At 71.0% G+C, this 15,072-nt stretch carries 12 protein-coding genes and 2 riboswitches; of the genes, 9 read left to right on the top strand and 3 right to left on the bottom strand.

The window, feature by feature from the left end:
- Positions 1 to 77: 77 nt before the first annotated feature.
- On the bottom strand, positions 78 to 1,496 hold the full coding sequence (locus D9C15_RS11390) for a 1-acyl-sn-glycerol-3-phosphate acyltransferase (protein ID WP_205854777.1): 1,419 nt from the start codon (positions 1,494 to 1,496) through the stop codon (positions 78 to 80).
- 19 nt (positions 1,497 to 1,515) lie between these two features.
- Entirely contained in the window at positions 1,516 to 2,853 is a 1,338-nt protein-coding gene (gene rlmD / locus D9C15_RS11385) for a 23S rRNA (uracil(1939)-C(5))-methyltransferase RlmD (protein WP_127997558.1), read from the bottom strand.
- A gap of 32 nt (positions 2,854 to 2,885) precedes the next feature.
- A riboswitch (glycine riboswitch) is annotated at positions 2,886 to 2,988 on the top strand.
- Positions 2,989 to 3,001: 13 nt separating this feature from the next.
- Positions 3,002 to 3,114: riboswitch (glycine riboswitch) on the top strand.
- Between the two features lie 68 nt (positions 3,115 to 3,182).
- Here rlmD and gcvT point away from each other — a divergent pair.
- The 4 genes from gcvT to D9C15_RS11365 are packed head-to-tail and all read left to right on the top strand — an operon-like array spanning position 3,183 to position 9,054.
- A complete protein-coding gene (gcvT, locus tag D9C15_RS11380; protein ID WP_127997557.1) occupies positions 3,183 to 4,301 on the top strand; it encodes a glycine cleavage system aminomethyltransferase GcvT in 1,119 nt (372 codons plus the stop codon).
- A 34-nt stretch (positions 4,302 to 4,335) separates the two neighbouring features.
- On the top strand, positions 4,336 to 4,716 hold the full coding sequence (gene gcvH, locus D9C15_RS11375) for a glycine cleavage system protein GcvH (RefSeq protein WP_127997556.1): 381 nt from the start codon (positions 4,336 to 4,338) through the stop codon (positions 4,714 to 4,716).
- A gap of 32 nt (positions 4,717 to 4,748) precedes the next feature.
- Positions 4,749 to 7,652: an aminomethyl-transferring glycine dehydrogenase gene (gene gcvP / locus D9C15_RS11370; RefSeq protein WP_127997555.1), complete on the top strand. Its 2,904-nt coding sequence runs from the start codon at positions 4,749 to 4,751 to the stop codon at positions 7,650 to 7,652.
- A gap of 10 nt (positions 7,653 to 7,662) precedes the next feature.
- Entirely contained in the window at positions 7,663 to 9,054 is a 1,392-nt protein-coding gene (locus D9C15_RS11365) for an L-serine ammonia-lyase (RefSeq protein ID WP_127997554.1), read from the top strand.
- A 19-nt stretch (positions 9,055 to 9,073) separates the two neighbouring features.
- Here D9C15_RS11365 and D9C15_RS11360 read toward each other — a convergent pair whose 3' ends face one another.
- Positions 9,074 to 9,550 carry a nuclear transport factor 2 family protein gene (locus D9C15_RS11360; RefSeq protein WP_127997553.1) on the bottom strand — a complete coding sequence of 159 codons (477 nt, stop codon included), beginning with the start codon at positions 9,548 to 9,550 and terminating at the stop codon, positions 9,074 to 9,076.
- 74 nt (positions 9,551 to 9,624) lie between these two features.
- On the opposite strand from D9C15_RS11360, the gene D9C15_RS11355 reads away from it, so the two are divergent.
- From D9C15_RS11355 to D9C15_RS11335, 5 genes are all read left to right on the top strand, one after another.
- Positions 9,625 to 10,290: a response regulator transcription factor gene (locus D9C15_RS11355; RefSeq protein WP_127997552.1), complete on the top strand. Its 666-nt coding sequence runs from the start codon at positions 9,625 to 9,627 to the stop codon at positions 10,288 to 10,290.
- Positions 10,287 to 11,735: a sensor histidine kinase gene (locus D9C15_RS11350; protein ID WP_127997551.1), complete on the top strand. Its 1,449-nt coding sequence runs from the start codon at positions 10,287 to 10,289 to the stop codon at positions 11,733 to 11,735. Before D9C15_RS11355 ends, D9C15_RS11350 begins: the two co-directional genes overlap by 4 nt.
- Positions 11,736 to 11,938: 203 nt before the next feature.
- Positions 11,939 to 13,183, top strand: a complete 1,245-nt coding sequence (locus D9C15_RS11345; RefSeq protein WP_127997814.1) for an ABC transporter substrate-binding protein — start codon at positions 11,939 to 11,941, stop codon at positions 13,181 to 13,183.
- Positions 13,184 to 13,346: 163 nt separating this feature from the next.
- Positions 13,347 to 14,192 (top strand): carbohydrate ABC transporter permease, encoded by an 846-nt coding sequence (locus tag D9C15_RS11340; protein ID WP_240668394.1) that lies wholly within the window; start codon positions 13,347 to 13,349, stop codon positions 14,190 to 14,192.
- Positions 14,193 to 14,242: 50 nt separating this feature from the next.
- Positions 14,243 to 15,067 carry a carbohydrate ABC transporter permease gene (locus D9C15_RS11335; protein WP_127997813.1) on the top strand — a complete coding sequence of 275 codons (825 nt, stop codon included), beginning with the start codon at positions 14,243 to 14,245 and terminating at the stop codon, positions 15,065 to 15,067.
- The last annotated feature ends 5 nt before the right edge of the window (positions 15,068 to 15,072 follow it).

The raw sequence follows: 15,072 nt of genomic DNA, 5'->3' as shown, positions 1-15,072 counted from the left end.
CCTCGCGTAGGCACTGATTCCAGCTCCAAAGCCCAAAATCCTGGGCTCAGACCGCCCCGGGAAGGCGGTTTGGGTCATCAGCTAGATAACACCCCGTCCACCGCCGACAGGTGGGAGATGGAGTTCGCGTAGTAGGCCAGCACCCGCGTCTCGCCCGGATTCGGCCTCAGCAGGCCGTCCTCCTCGAGCACGAGCCGGCGCAGCGCCAGCATGCGCAGGCCGACGTCGATGGCGTAGTCGCGGTCGCCGCGCGGCACGTAGACATGCCCGCCGGCGCGCTCGACCGCCAGCATCGCCGCATGCACCGCCGCCTTCAGCTCCAGCGGCGACAGGCTGCGCCGCGGCTCGCGCAGCAGCACCTGCGCGACCAGCGGCACCGGCAGCACCGGCACCACCGATCCGATGGCGTCCATGAGCCGCCGGCCGACCTGCGCGACGGCGGCGCGGCGGGCCTCGTCGGGCAGCGTGCGGAAGTCGATCCGCTCGTCCCGTGCCCAGTCGCGCATCGAGATCGGCCGGCCGAAGTTGACGCAGGCATAACCGAAGCGGTAGCGCTGCCCGGTCAGCATGCCCAGCGCCTGGCGCGCGACGAAGCGGGTCGTCACCCCCAGCGTGTGCCACAGGCTGGCCGGCGCCGGCGTGGCGTCGAGCTTGCGCAGCAGCGAGCGGTCCTCGATCACGCGGTCGTAGTTGATGCCCACCGGAATGAAGACCAGGTCGCGCTCGGCGTCGGGCGAGAAGCCCTTGAGCATGTAGTCGAGCAGGCCCAGACGCGGCTCGCGCAGCCGGCCGTCGACGCTCAATCCGCCTTCCGGGTACATGGCCTGCGGCACGCCGCCCTCGGTGGCCATCTGAACGTAGCGCTGGAGAACCATGCGGTACAGCGCGTCGCCCGAGTTGCGCCGCACGAAGTACGCGCCCATCGCCCGGATCAGTCCCTGCAGCGGCCAGACGCGCGCCCATTCCCCCACCGCGTAGCTCAGCGCCACCTTCTCGGCCGCGAGGAAGGAGACCAGCACGTAGTCCATGTTGCTGCGGTGGTTCATCACGAACACCACGGTGGACTTCGGGTTGATCGCCGCCAGCGCCTGCTGGTCCGCATGGCCGAGGCGCACGCGGTAGATCGAGCGGGCGAATGTCTTGGCCAGCCAGTAGCCGACCCGGAAGTACACGTAGGCGTTGAAGGCCGGCACGATTTCCTGCGCGTACTCGTGCACACGGCGCGCCACCCGGTCGGTCGTCTCGCCGCTGGACTGGGCGTGCTGCTCGGCGGCCGCCAGCACGCGCGGGTCGCTCTCGAGCCGGTCGATCAGCGCGCGGCGGCGCGTCAGCTTGAACGGCGGCAGCTCGATCGCCAGGCGCAGCTGGATCTCGTCCAGCACCCGCCGCACGCTGCGCCGCACCACCCAGCGCAGCCCGGGCAGCAGCAGCCACTGCAGCGCCGCGAGCGCGGCGAGCACGACGAGCAGGACGAACAGCCAGAGCGGGAGGGTCACTGGCTGCGTCATGGCCGCCCTAGGCGCGGTCGAAGACCGCAATGCTTTCGACGTGCGCGGTGTGCGGGAACATGTTCACCGCCCCGGCGGCCGTGCAGCGGTAACCCGCCTGGTGCACCAGCAGCCCCGCGTCGCGCGCCAGCGTGGCCGGGTTGCAGCTGACGTAGACGATGCGCTGCGGCGGCGCCCAGCCCGCGCGCGGCGCACCGTGCAGGTCGGCCAGCGCCTTGGCCAGCGCGAACGCCCCCTCGCGCGGCGGGTCGACCAGCCAGCGGTCGGCCGAGCCGAAGGCGCTCAGGTCGTCCGGCGTCAGCTCGAACAGGTTGCGGGCCGCGAACGAGGTCTTCGCGTCCAGGCCGTTGCGCGCCGCGTTCTCGCGCGAGCGCTGGACCAGCGACTCGCTGCCCTCCAGGCCCAGCACCTCGCGGCAGCGCGTGGCCAGCGGCAGCGTGAAGTTGCCCAGGCCGCAGAACCAGTCGATCACCCGCTCGCCCGGGCCCGGTTCGAGCAGGCGCAGCGCACGCGACACCAGCGTGGTGTTGACCTGGTGATTGACCTGAGTGAAGTCGGTCGGCCGAAACGGCATGGCGATGCCGTACTCGGGCAGCGTGTAGGCGAGTGCCGGGCCGTCGTCGTCCAGCGGATGGACCGAGTCCGGCCCCTTGGGCTGCAGCCACCACTGCACGCGATGCGCCGCCGCGAAGGCACGCAGGCGCGCCAGGTCGTCGGCGCCGAGCGGCTCGAGGTGGCGCAGCACCAGGGCCGTGACCGTGTCGCCGACGGCCACCTCGATCTGCGGCAGCCGGTCGCGCTGCGCCATCGCGCCGATCAGCTCGCGCAGCGGCAGCAGCAGCGCGCTCAGGTGCGGCGGCAGCACCTCGCAGCTGCGCATGTCGGCCACGTAGCTCGACTGGCGCTCGTGGAAGCCCACCAGCACCGTGCCCTTCTTCGCCACCCAGCGCACCGACAGCCGGGCGCGGTAGCGGTAGCCCCAGGCCGGCCCCTCGATCGGCCGCAGCACCCGCTCGGGCCGGACCTTGCCGAGGTGCCACAAGGCATCCTCCAGCGCGCGCTGCTTCACCGCCACCTGCGCGGACACGTGCAGGTGCTGCATGCGGCAGCCGCCGCAGTGGCCGAACCAGGCGCAGCGCGGCACCACGCGCTGCGAGCTCTCGTGCCGGCGCTCAACAACCTCGGCGCGCTCCCAGCTGTTCTTGCGCTTGGTGACGCGCACCCGCACCTGCTCGCCCGGCAGCGCGCCGTCGACGAACACCACCTTGCCCTGCGTGTCGTGCGCCACGCCCTGCCCTTCCAGGTCGAGCGACTCGACCTGCAACCACTCGTCCTCTGCCGTCATGGCGCGGATTATCCCGGCCCGCGGCTGCTACACTGCCGCGGCCAGGAGAGAGCTTCCACGTGGAGCCGCCGAAGGCGCAGTGTCCGTCCGCGAGGGTGGGCCGAACGCTCAGGCAAAAGGACTGGCACGCGGCACGTGGCGACACGCGCCGTTCCTCACTGGAGAGAGGTCCGCCTGCGAGCGGACCCACCGAAGGGGCAAGCGGTGCGCCGGGATCCGGACGCCGCCAATCTCTCAGGTAAAGCGGACAGGGAGGGCCACCGTCGATGCAGCTTCATGCTGCCTCGGCGGCCCGAGGCCCTCGCAGCATGCGCCCGAAGGAGGCGAATATGTCCGACACGACCCTGCTCCAGACCCCGCTGCACGCCCTGCACCGCGAGCTCGGCGCCAAGATGGTGCCCTTCGCCGGCTACGAGATGCCGGTGAGCTACCCGACCGGCGTGCTCGCCGAGCACCGCCAGGGCCGCGAGGCGGCAGCGCTGTTCGACGTCTCCCACATGGGCCAGGTGCGCCTGGCCGGCGACGGCGCGGCGGCCGCGCTCGAGTCGCTCGTGCCAGTCGACGTGATCGGGCTGGCCCCCGGACGTCAGCGTTATGCCTTCTTCACCAACTCCGCCGGCGGCATCCTCGACGACCTGATGATCACGCGGCGCGCGAGCGACTGGCTGCTGATCGTCAACGCGGCCTGCAAGGCCGCCGACATCGCGCTGCTGCAGACGAACATCGGCCACCGCTGCACGGTGCAGCCCCTGCCCGAGCGCGCGCTGCTCGCGCTGCAGGGCCCGCAGGCCGCGGCGGTGCTGGCGCGCCTGGCGCCGGAGCTCGGCCGGCTCGTCTTCATGACCGGCGGCGAGGCCAGCATCGCGGGCGTACCGTGCTTCGCCACGCGTTCCGGCTACACCGGCGAGGACGGCTACGAGATCTCGATGCCGGCCGAGGGTGCGGTGGCGGTGGCCAAGGCGCTGCTCGCCCAGCCCGAGGTCAAGCCCGCCGGCCTGGGCGCACGCGACACGCTGCGCCTGGAGGCCGGCCTGTGCCTGTACGGCCACGACATCGACGCAAAGACCACCCCGGTCGAGGCCGGCCTGACCTGGGCGATCCAGAAGGTGCGCCGCGCCGGCGGGGAGCGCGCCGGCGGCTACCCCGGCGCCGCGGTGATCGACGGCCAGCTCGCCACGGGCCCGACGATCAAGCGCGTCGGCCTGGTCGGCCTGGAGAGGATGCCGGTGCGCGAAGGCGCGCTGATCCACGATGCCCACGGCCACAAGCTCGGCCACGTCACCAGCGGCACCATCGGCCCCACCGTCGGCAAGCCGATCGCGATGGCCTACCTGGCCGCCAACCATGCCCTGGCCAGCCACGAGGTCTACGCCGACGTGCGCGGCAAGCCGCAACCGATGCGCGTGACGGCGATGCCGTTCGCGCCCCACCGCTACTTCCGCGGCTGAGCCGCCCCACCATCCACGAACAAGGAGAACGCCGATGACGACGATGTACACGCCCGACCACGAGTGGATCAACATCGAGGACCACGAAGCCGCCACCGTCGGCATCACGCACCACGCGCAGGACGCGCTGGGCGACGTGGTCTTCGTCGACCTGCCGGAAGTCGGGCGCACCTTCAAGAAGGGCGAGGTGGCCGGCGTCGTCGAGTCGGTCAAGGCCGCGGCCGACCTGTTCATGCCGGTCACCGGCGAGATCGTCGAGGTCAACGAGGCGCTGCGTGCCGACCCGTCGCTGGCCAACAGCGACCCGCTGGGCAACGGCTGGTTCTTCAAGGTCCACATCTCCGAGGCCGGCATGGCCGAGTTCGACCAGCTGATGGACGGCCCGGCCTACGACAAGCTGCTCAAGAGCGCCTGAAGGGCGCCGCCAACGCACACCAGGGAAGGTCCATGCTGATGTCCACGCACGTGCCGCTGCACGAACTCGAGAACCCGGCGGAGTTCGCCGCGCGCCATGTCGGCATCGCCGCCGACGACGAGGCGCCGATGTTGTCCGCGATCGGCGCCGCCTCGCGCGCCGCGCTGATCGAGGCCATCGTGCCGGCGGCGATCGCCCGCCCGGCGCCGATGGCGCTGCCCGCGCCGGTCGGCGAGGCGCAGGCGCTGGCCGAGCTGCGTGCGATCGCGGCGAAGAACCGGGTGCTGAAGAGCTTCATCGGCCAGGGGTACCACGGCACGCACACGCCGGGCGTCATCCTGCGCAACGTGCTCGAGAACCCGGCCTGGTACACCGCCTACACGCCCTACCAGGCCGAGATCTCGCAGGGCCGCATGGAGGCGCTGGTCAACTTCCAGACCATGGTGTGCGACCTGACCGGCATGGCCATCGCCGGCTCGTCGATGCTCGACGAGGCCACCGCCGCCGCCGAGGCGATGACGCTGGCGCTGCGCGTGGGCAAGAGCAGGTCCACCACGCTCTACGTGGCCGACGACGTGCTGCCGCAGACGCTGGAGGTGCTGCGCACGCGTGCGCGGCCGCTGGGCATCGACGTGGCCACCGGCCCGGCCGAGGCCGCCGGCCGCGCCGACGCCTTCGCGGTGCTGCTGCAGTACCCCGGCGTGGACGGCGTGGTGCGCGACCTCAAGCCCGTCATCGACGCGGTGCACGCACGCGGCGCGCTGGCCATCGTCGCGGCCGACCTGCTGGCGCTCACCCTGCTGGTGCCGCCCGGCGAATGCGGCGCCGACATCGTCTGCGGCAGCACGCAGCGCTTCGGCATGCCGATGTGCAACGGCGGCCCGCATGCGGCCTACCTGGCCACGCGCGACGAGTTCAAGCGCCAGATGCCCGGCCGGCTGGTCGGCGTCAGCGTCGACAGCCACGGCGCGCCGGCCTACCGCCTGGCGCTGCAGACCCGCGAGCAGCACATCCGGCGCGAGAAGGCCACTTCCAACATCTGCACGGCGCAGGTGCTGCCGGCGGTGGTGGCGAGCATGTACGCCGTCTACCACGGGCCCGAGGGGCTGACGCGCATCGCGCGCCGGGTGGCGAGCTACACCGCGATCCTGGCCGCCGGGCTGAAGCAGCTCGGCGCGGCGGTCGTGGATGCGGCGACCTTCGACACCGTGACGGTGGCCACCGGCGCCGCCACCGAGGCGCTGCTGCAGGCCGCCCGCGCGGCCGGCTGCAACCTGCGCCGCGCCTCGGCCACGAGCGTCGGCATCACGCTGGACGAGACCACGACGCGCGACGACCTGCGCCTGCTCTGGTCGCTGTTCGCGGCGGGCGCCGAGGGCCGGCCGCTGCCCGAGTTCGCGCCCTTCGAGAAGGGACTGGCCTCGCGCCTGCCGGCCGCGCTGGCGCGCAGCAGCCGCTTCCTGACGCACCCCGTGTTCCAGCGCTACCGCAGCGAGACCGAGATGCTGCGCTACCTGCGCAGCCTGTCCGACAAGGACCTGGCGCTGGACCGCAGCATGATCCCGCTCGGCTCGTGCACGATGAAGCTGAATGCCACGAGCGAGATGATTCCCGTCACCTGGCCCGAGTTCGCGAACCTGCACCCGTTCGCGCCGGCCGAGCAGCTCGCCGGTTATGCCGAACTCGACGCGCAGCTGCGCGGCTGGCTCACGCAGGCCACCGGCTACGCCGGCATCAGCCTGCAGCCCAACGCCGGCTCGCAGGGCGAGTACGCGGGGCTGCTCGCGATCCGCGCCTGGCACGCGTCGCGCGGGCAGGCGCAGCGCGACATCTGCCTGATCCCGGAATCGGCGCACGGCACCAACCCGGCCAGCGCGCAGATGGTCGGCCTGAAGGTGGTGGTGGTGAAGTGCGATGCGCTCGGCAACGTCGACCTCGACGACCTGCGCGCCAGGTGCGAGCAGCACCGCGATCAGCTCGCCTGCGTGATGATCACCTACCCCTCCACCTACGGCGTGTTCGAGGCGCGCGTGAAGGAGCTGTGCGCGCTGGTGCATTCGTTCGGCGGGCGAGTCTACGTGGACGGCGCGAACATGAACGCGCTGGTCGGCATCGCGGCGCCGGGCGAGTTCGGCGGCGACGTGAGTCACCTGAACCTGCACAAGACCTTCTGCATCCCGCACGGCGGCGGCGGTCCGGGCGTCGGTCCGGTGTGCGTCGTGGAGGACCTGGTGCCCTTCCTGCCCGGCCATGCAAGCGCCGGGCTGCGGCCCGAGTCAGCGGTCGGCGCCGTCTCGGCCGCGCCGCTGGGCAACGCCGCAGTGCTGCCGATCTCGTGGATGTACATCCGCATGATGGGCGAACCCGGCCTGCGCCTGGCCACCGAGACCGCGATCCTGAACGCCAACTACGTGGCCGCGCGCCTGGCAGACCACTACGACATCCACTTCAGCGGCGAGATCGCCGGCATCAAGGGCGGCGGCGTGGCGCACGAGTGCATTCTCGACCTGCGCCCGCTGAAGGACAGCAGCGGCGTCAGCGCCGAGGACGTGGCCAAGCGCCTGATCGACTACGGCTTCCACGCGCCGACGCTGAGCTTCCCGGTGGCCGGCACGCTGATGGTCGAGCCGACCGAGAGCGAGTCGCGCGCCGAGCTCGACCGCTTCTGCGACGCGATGATCGCGATCCGCGGCGAGATCGCGCAGGTGGAGTCCGGCGCCTGGCCGAAGGACGACAACCCGCTGGTCAACGCGCCGCACACCGCGGCCGCGCTGCTGGCGGCGGACTGGTCGCACGCCTACACGCGTGAGCAGGCCGCGTATCCGGTGGCGAGCCTGAAGAAGGCGAAGTACTGGTCGCCGGTGGGCCGGGTCGACAACGTCTGGGGCGACCGCAACCTGTTCTGCTCCTGCCCGCCGATCTCCGACTTCGCTTAAGCCCCGTTGTATGGCCGTCTCGGTCTTCGACCTGTTCAAGATCGGGATCGGTCCGTCGAGCTCGCACACGGTCGGGCCGATGCGTGCGGCGCGGCTGTTCGCGCTGCGCCTGCAGCACGAGGGCCAGCTGGCGCGCACGGCACGCGTCGTCGCGCGCTTGTACGGCTCGCTGGGCGCCACCGGCAAGGGGCATGGCAGCGACAAGGCGGTGCTGCTCGGCCTGGCCGGCCACGAACCGGACACGGTCGACGTGGAGGCCATTCCCGCGCTGCTCCAGGCCATCCGCACCGAGGCGTCCGTCGCGCTGCTGGGCACGCACCGCATCGCGCTGCGCGAGAAGACCGACCTGCTGTTCCTGCGCCGCGAGACCCTGCCCTTCCACGCCAACGGACTGCGCTTCGAGGCCTTCGACGCCGCGGGCACGCCGCTGGCCGACCGCACCTACTACTCGGTGGGCGGCGGCTTCGTCGTCAGCGACGAGGTGGCGGCCGACGGCACGCGCCAGAAGGCCGTCGCGCCGGATGCGACGGTGCTGCCGTTCCCGTTCCGCACCGGCGAGGAACTGCTCGCGCTGACGGCACGCGAGGGCTGCTCGATCGCCGAGCTGATGCGCCGCAACGAGCGACACTGGCGCAGCGACGCCGAGATCGACGCCGGCCTGCTCAACATCTGGTCGGTGATGCAGGCCTGCGTGCAGCGCGGCTGCCGCACGGGCGGCACGCTGCCCGGCGGCTTCAAGGTGCGCCGGCGTGCGGCCGACCTGCACCGGCAGCTGTGCAGCAACCCGGAGGCCGCACTGCGTGACCCGCTGCAGGTGCTCGACTGGGTCAACTTGTACGCGCTGGCCGTCAACGAGGAGAACGCCGCCGGCGGCCGGGTGGTCACCGCGCCGACCAACGGCGCCGCCGGCATCGTGCCGGCCGTGCTGCACTACTACGCCCGCTTCGTGCCCGGGGCCTCTGACCGCGGCGTGATCGACTTCCTGCTCACCGCCGCGGCCATCGGCATCCTCTACAAGGAGAACGCCAGCATCAGCGGCGCCGAGGTCGGCTGCCAGGGCGAGGTGGGCGTGGCCTGCTCGATGGCCGCCGGCGCGCTGTGCGCCGTGCTCGGCGGCACGCCGGCGCAGGCCGAGAACGCGGCCGAGATCGGCATGGAGCACCACCTCGGCCTGACCTGCGACCCGGTCGGCGGGCTGGTGCAGATCCCGTGCATCGAGCGCAACGCGATCGCCGCGGTCAAGGCGATCAACGCGGCGCGCATGGCGCTGCGCGGCGACGGCAGCCACCACGTGAGCCTCGACAAGGTCATCAAGACCATGCGCGAGACCGGCGCGGACATGATGACCAAGTACAAGGAGACCGCGCGCGGCGGTCTCGCGGTCAACATCGTCGAGTGCTGAGCGGGCGCGTGGCCCGCACTCAGGCGCGGCTGGCAGCGGCCGCCTGGAAGGCTGCCAGGCTGCGCGCGGCGCGCGCGCGCACCTTGCCGCGCAGCAGCGGCGTCCAGCCGAGCAGCCAGCCCGGGGCGCCCAGCGCCTGGCGCGACCAGGCCCAGAAATCGAAACGGTCCACGTGCCGCACGATCAGGCCGTCGCGGAACTCGAAGCGCGCGTCGATGCGGTTGAGCACCTTGCGCCCGGTGGCGCTGAAGGTGTAGTGCGCATCCCAGTGGGCCCGGCCTTCGCGCTCGTCGGCGGCGACGGCGCTGGCCTCGATGCGCAGGTCACGGCCGTTGGCGCACAGCATGCGCCACATGTCGCCGGCGGCGCGCCCCTGCAGGTCGAACACCTCGTCGCTGAAGCGGACCTCCGGGTGGTAGCAGGCGGCCATGCCCTCGGCGTCGCGGCGGGCGAAGGCGGCATAGAAGCGCTCGATCAGGGCGGCGTGGGGATGCATGCCGCGAGTGTCGCACCGGCCGATCGCGGCATGCCCCGGTGTTAACACGGCGTTAATCCGTTAAGCTTCTCGGGATGAAGCTGCTGCTCGCCGAAGACGACGCCACGCTGGCCGACGCGCTGGGGGCCCAATTGCGCCAGGCTGGCTTCGAGGTCGAGGTGGCCGACAACGGCGCGGTGGCCGAGTACCTGCTGCTGCGCCAGCCCTTCGACCTCGGCGTGCTCGACCTCGGCCTGCCGATGGTCGACGGCCTGACCGTGCTCAAGCGGGTGCGCGCCGCCAAGCCCGACCTGCCCATGCTGGTGCTGACCGCGCTCGACGGCCTGGAGCACCGCGTCGCCGGGCTGAACGCCGGTGCCGACGACTACCTGACCAAGCCCTTCGACTTTCCCGAGCTCGAGGCCCGCATCCGCGCCCTGCTGCGCCGCACGCGCGGCGCGGCACCGGCGGCGCTGCAAGCCGGCCGGCTGGTGTTCGACCGCGAGGCGCGCCGCGTCACGGTCGGCGGCACGCCGGTCGAGCTCTCGCCGCGCGAGTGGATGCTGCTGGACCTGCTGCTCGCCCAGCGCGACAAGGTGGTCACCAAGGACCAGGTCCACCAGGCCTGGGCGGTGGACCGCAGCGAGTCCGGCGGCGGCTCGCTCGAGGTCTACATCCACCGCGTGCGCCGCAAGCTGGAAGGCTCCGGGCTGGCGATCCGCACCGTGCGCGGCCTCGGTTACCTGCTCGAGGCGGAATGACACGCTCGTGGTGGGGGCGCGTGCCCGGCCTGCACCCGGGCAGCCGCTCGCTGCACCGCCACCTGCTGCTGTGGCTGCTGCTGCCGCAGCTGGTGCTGTGGGCCGCGGCCGCCTTCGTCACCTACAACCTCGCGCAGCGCTATGCCGATCAGGTGATCGATGCGGCGCAGTACACCGCCTCCAAGGCGCTCGCACGCCAGATCAAGCCGATCGGCAACGGGCTGCTGATCGACTTCCCGCGCGCCGCGCAGGACATCCTCGAGGCCGACCCCGACGACCGCATCTACTACACCGTCAGCACGCCGCCGGGCCAGTTCATCCTCGGCAACCGCAAGCTGCCGCCCCCGCCGGAGATCGCCTCGCCGCGCCTGGGCCAGCCCTACTTCTACAACGGCACCATGACCGAGGCCGGCCAGGAGATGCCGGTGCGCGTGGCGGCCCAGTACCTTCGCTACGGCGAGGTGGACCAGCCGCAGCTGATGCTGGTGCAGATCGCACGCGGCCGGGCCAGCCGCGAGCAGCTCGCCCGGCGCATCCTGCTGGACACCGCGCTGCCGCTGTCGGTGCTGGTGGCGCTGATGTCGATGATCGTCTGGGCCGGCATCCGCGCCGGCCTGGCGCCGCTGGCGCGCATGCGCGCGCTGGTGGAGGACCGCGCGCCGAACGACCTCGCGCCGCTCGAGCTGGAGGCCGCGCCGCGCGAGGTCCACGCGCTGGCCAAGGCGATCAACACGCTGCTGGGCACCGTGCACCAGAGCGTCAGCAGCCAGCGCCGCTTCGTCAGCGACGCGGCACACCAGCTGCGCACCCCGCTGGCCGGCCTGAAGAGCCAGACCGAGCTGGCGCTGGCCGAGGCCAGCGACCCGGCGCTCAAGGCCCGGCTGCAGCGGGTGCACGACAGCGCCACGCGCAGCGCCCACCTGGTCAACCAGCTGCTGACGCTGGCGCGCGCCGAGCCCGAATCGGGGCTCGCCCAGGGGCATGCCCGCGTCGACCTGGTGAAGCTGGCAGCCGAGCCTGCCGCCGAGCTGGTGCCGCGTGCGCGCCAGGCCGGCATCGACCTCGGTTTCGAGGATCAGGTCGGTGCCCCGTTGTTCGTGCTCGGCAATGCCCTGCTGCTGCGCGAGGCGCTGGTGAACCTGATCGACAACGCGCTGCGCTACGCCGGCCGCGGCGCCAACGTCACGGTGCGCGTGCGCGCGCTCGCCGGCCAGGCGCAGGTCGAGGTCGAGGACGACGGCCCCGGCATCGCGCCGGCCGATCGCGAGCGGGTGTTCCAGCGCTTCGCCCGCGCCACCAATGCCGGCGACGGTTGCGGCCTCGGCCTGGCCATCGTGCGCGAGATCGCCGAGCGCCACGCCGGCAGCGTGACCCTCGAAGGCAATGCACCGCGCGGGCTGCGCGTGCTGCTGCGCCTGCCGCTGGCGGGTTCGTCCTCCAACTGAGCAGCCGCAACGCCACGCACGCCGGGCTCGCGCAGCATGGCCCGGGCCGGTGCGCCGCGGAGGGTTTGTCACTGCCTAGGGAAAGTCCCTGGGCATGAAACCTTGCCGTAACTTTAACGCCTTCTTAACATTCGCCCCGGCTTGATTCAACAAGCTGAACGTTTTCTAAATCAACCCTGGTTCCCTAGGAGACACGCATGGCAATGAAGCGCATTTCCCTCTCGCTGGCTGCGGCCGGCCTGCTCGGCGCGACGCTGGCCCACGCGGGCGAAGTGGAGGTGCTGCACTGGTGGACGTCCGGCGGCGAGGCCAAGGCCGCCGCCGAGCTGAAGGCCACGATGCAGAAGAAGGGCCACTCGTGGAAGGACTTCGCGGTGGCCGGCGGCGGCGGTGACGCGGCCATGACGGTGCTGAAGTCGCGCGTGGTCTCGGGCAACGCCCCGGCCGCGGCGCAGATCAAGGGCCCGTCGATCCAGGAGTGGGCGCGCGAAGGCGTGCTGGCCAACATGGACAGCGTCGCCAAGGCCGAGAAGTGGGACGAGCTGCTGCCCAAGGTCGTCGCCGACGGCCTGAAGTACAAGGGCAACTACGTCGCCGCGCCGGTGAACGTGCACCGCGTCAACTGGCTGTGGGCCAACCCGGCGGTGTTCCAGAAGGCCGGCGCCAAGCTGCCGACCACCTGGGACGAGTTCTTCGTCGCCGCGGAAGCGCTGAAGAAGGCCGGCGTGATCCCGGTCGCGCATGGCGGGCAGAACTGGCAGGACTTCACCACCTTCGAGAGCGTCGCGCTCGGCGTGGGCGGGGCGGACTTCTACAAGAAGGCGCTGGTGCAGCTCGACGCGGGCACGCTGAAGAGCCCGACCATGCAGAAGGTGCTCGAGACCTTCAAGAAGGTGAAGGGCTACACCGACAAGAACGCCCCCGGCCGCGACTGGAACCTGGCCACCGCGATGGTGATCAAGGGCGAGGCCGGCATGCAGCTGATGGGCGACTGGGCCAAGGGCGAGTTCATCGCCGCGGGCAAGGCGCCGGGCAAGGACTTCGCCTGCGTCGCCGCGCCGGGCACGGCCAAGGCCTTCACCTACAACGTCGACAGCTTCGCGCTGTTCCAGCTCAAGGACGCCGGCAACCAGAAGGCCCAGCAGGACCTGGCCGCGGCCATCATGTCGCCCGAGTTCCAGGAGGTGTTCAACCTGAACAAGGGCTCGATCCCGGTGCGCCTGGGCATGAAGCTGGACAAGTTCGACGACTGCGCCAAGACCTCGGCGGCCGACTTCGTGGCCAGCGACAAGGCCGGCGCGCTGGTGCCCTCGATCGCCCACGGCATGGCGGTGCCCTCCGCCGCCGAAGGCGCGATGAAGGACGTGGTCTCGCAGTTCTGGAACGACGACAAGATGACCGCGGCTGCGGCCATGGACAAGCTCGTCGCCGCGGCGAAGAACAAGTAAGCCGCGTCCCGCGCACCACCTGTGCGCGCCCCGGGCGGGGCGCTCCGCCGCCCCGCCCTGTCCCTCTCTTCACCGGGGTTCGACCATGAACGCTCCCGCTGCCGCCGCGGGCGGTGGACGCACGGCCTCGTCCGTGTCCGCCGCCGCCCGCCTCTCGGAGTGGATGCCCAGGCTCGTGCTGGCACCCTCCTTCGTGATCTCGTTCCTGTTCATCTACGGGCTGATGGCCTGGAACGGCTACCTGTCGCTGTCCGCCTCGCGCCTGCTGCCCAACTACGAGTTCGTCGGCTTCGACCAGTACGTCACGCTGTTCGAGAGCGAGCGCTGGTGGGTGGCGCTGAAGAACCTGGCCATCTTCGGCGGGCTGTTCATCTTCCTCGGCATGGCCATCGGCCTGCTGCTGGCCATCCTGCTGGACCAGAAGATCCGGGCCGAGGGCGCGCTGCGCACCGTCTACCTGTACCCGATGGCGCTGAGCTTCATCGTCACCGGCACGGCCTGGAAGTGGATCCTCAACCCCGGCCTCGGCCTGGAGAAGGTGATGCACGACTGGGGCTGGACGAGCTTCGGCTTCGACTGGCTGATCAACCCCGACCGCGCGATCTACACCATCGTGATCGCCGGCGTGTGGCAGAGCTCGGGCTTCGTGATGGCGCTGTTCCTCGCGGGCCTGCGCGGCATCGACGACTCGATCCTCAAGGCCGCGCAGATCGACGGCGCGAGCCTGCCGCGCATCTACTGGCGCATCATCATCCCCAGCCTGCGCCCGGTGTTCTTCTCGACGCTGATGGTGCTGGCGCACCTGGCGATCAAGAGCTTCGACCTGGTGATGGCGCTGACCGCCGGCGGCCCGGGCTTCGCGACCGATCTGCCCGCCACCTTCATGTACACGATGTCGTTCTCGCGCGGCCAGATCGGCCTGGGCGCGGCCTCGGCCACGATCATGCTGGCCACCGTCGCGGCGATCGTCGTGCCCTACCTCTACTCCGAACTGAGGACCAGGAAATGAGCAGCATCGCCGTCTCCCGCCCGCCCGCCATCGACTGGGGCCGCATCGCCATGTGGTCGGTGCTGCTGCTGTTCGCGGTGTTCTACCTGCTGCCGATGTACGTGATGCTCACGACCTCGCTGAAGGACATGGAGCAGATCCGCAACGGCAACCTGCTCTCGCTGCCCACCGCGCCGAGCTTCGACGCCTGGTCCAAGGCCTGGAGCCACGCCTGCACCGGCGTGGACTGCGGCGGCCTGAAGCCCTTCTTCATGAACTCGGTGATCATGGTGATCCCGGCGGTGCTGATCTCCACGCTGCTGGGCGCGCTGAACGGCTACGTGCTGTCGAAGTGGCGCTTCACCGGCAGCGAGGTGATCTTCGCGCTGATGCTGTTCGGCGTCTTCATGCCGATGCAGGTGGTGCTGCTGCCGATGAGCCAGGTGCTCGGCTGGCTGGGCATCGCCAGCTCGGTGTGGGGCCTGGTGCTGGTGCACGTGATCGCGGGCCTCGCGTCGACGACGCTGTTCTTCCGCAACTACTACGTCGGCCTGCCGGACGAACTCGTGAAGGCGGCGATGCTCGACGGCGCGGGCTTCTGGCGCATCTTCTGGCGCATCATCCTGCCGCTCTCGACGCCGATCACGGTGGTCACGCTGATCTGGCAGTTCACCAACATCTGGAACGACTTCCTCTACGGCATCGTGTTCTCGGGCGCCGGCAGCAAGCCGGTGACCGTCGGCCTGAACAACCTGGCCAACACCACGAGCTCGGTGAAGGAATACAACGTCGACATGGCCGCCGCGATGATCGCCGGCCTGCCGACCCTGATCGTCTACATCGTCGCAGGCAAGTACTTCGTGCGCGGGCTGACTGCCGGCGCCGTGAAAGGCTGAACATC

The sequence above is a fragment of the Piscinibacter defluvii genome (assembly GCF_004011805.1).
GTDB classification, from domain to species: Bacteria; Pseudomonadota; Gammaproteobacteria; order Burkholderiales; family Burkholderiaceae_C; genus Piscinibacter; species Piscinibacter defluvii.
Note: the sequence above shows the minus strand (reverse complement) of the source record. Positions and strands in the feature narration are given on the sequence as shown.

Bases quoted from the DNA above. Each gene is read 5' to 3' on its own strand.
- D9C15_RS11355 (WP_127997552.1), top strand. From the start codon at position 9,625: ATGAAGCTGCTGCTCGCCGAAGACGACGCCACGCTGGCCGACGCGCTG.
- D9C15_RS11360 (WP_127997553.1), bottom strand. From the start codon at position 9,550: ATGCATCCCCACGCCGCCCTGATCGAGCGCTTCTATGCCGCCTTCGCC.
- gcvT (WP_127997557.1), top strand. From the start codon at position 3,183: ATGTCCGACACGACCCTGCTCCAGACCCCGCTGCACGCCCTGCACCGC.
- D9C15_RS11365 (WP_127997554.1), top strand. From the start codon at position 7,663: ATGGCCGTCTCGGTCTTCGACCTGTTCAAGATCGGGATCGGTCCGTCG.
- rlmD (WP_127997558.1), bottom strand. From the start codon at position 2,853: ATGACGGCAGAGGACGAGTGGTTGCAGGTCGAGTCGCTCGACCTGGAA.
- D9C15_RS11335 (WP_127997813.1), top strand. From the start codon at position 14,243: ATGTGGTCGGTGCTGCTGCTGTTCGCGGTGTTCTACCTGCTGCCGATG.
- gcvH (WP_127997556.1), top strand. From the start codon at position 4,336: ATGACGACGATGTACACGCCCGACCACGAGTGGATCAACATCGAGGAC.
- D9C15_RS11340 (WP_240668394.1), top strand. From the start codon at position 13,347: ATGCCCAGGCTCGTGCTGGCACCCTCCTTCGTGATCTCGTTCCTGTTC.
- gcvP (WP_127997555.1), top strand. From the start codon at position 4,749: ATGCTGATGTCCACGCACGTGCCGCTGCACGAACTCGAGAACCCGGCG.
- D9C15_RS11345 (WP_127997814.1), top strand. From the start codon at position 11,939: ATGAAGCGCATTTCCCTCTCGCTGGCTGCGGCCGGCCTGCTCGGCGCG.
- D9C15_RS11350 (WP_127997551.1), top strand. From the start codon at position 10,287: ATGACACGCTCGTGGTGGGGGCGCGTGCCCGGCCTGCACCCGGGCAGC.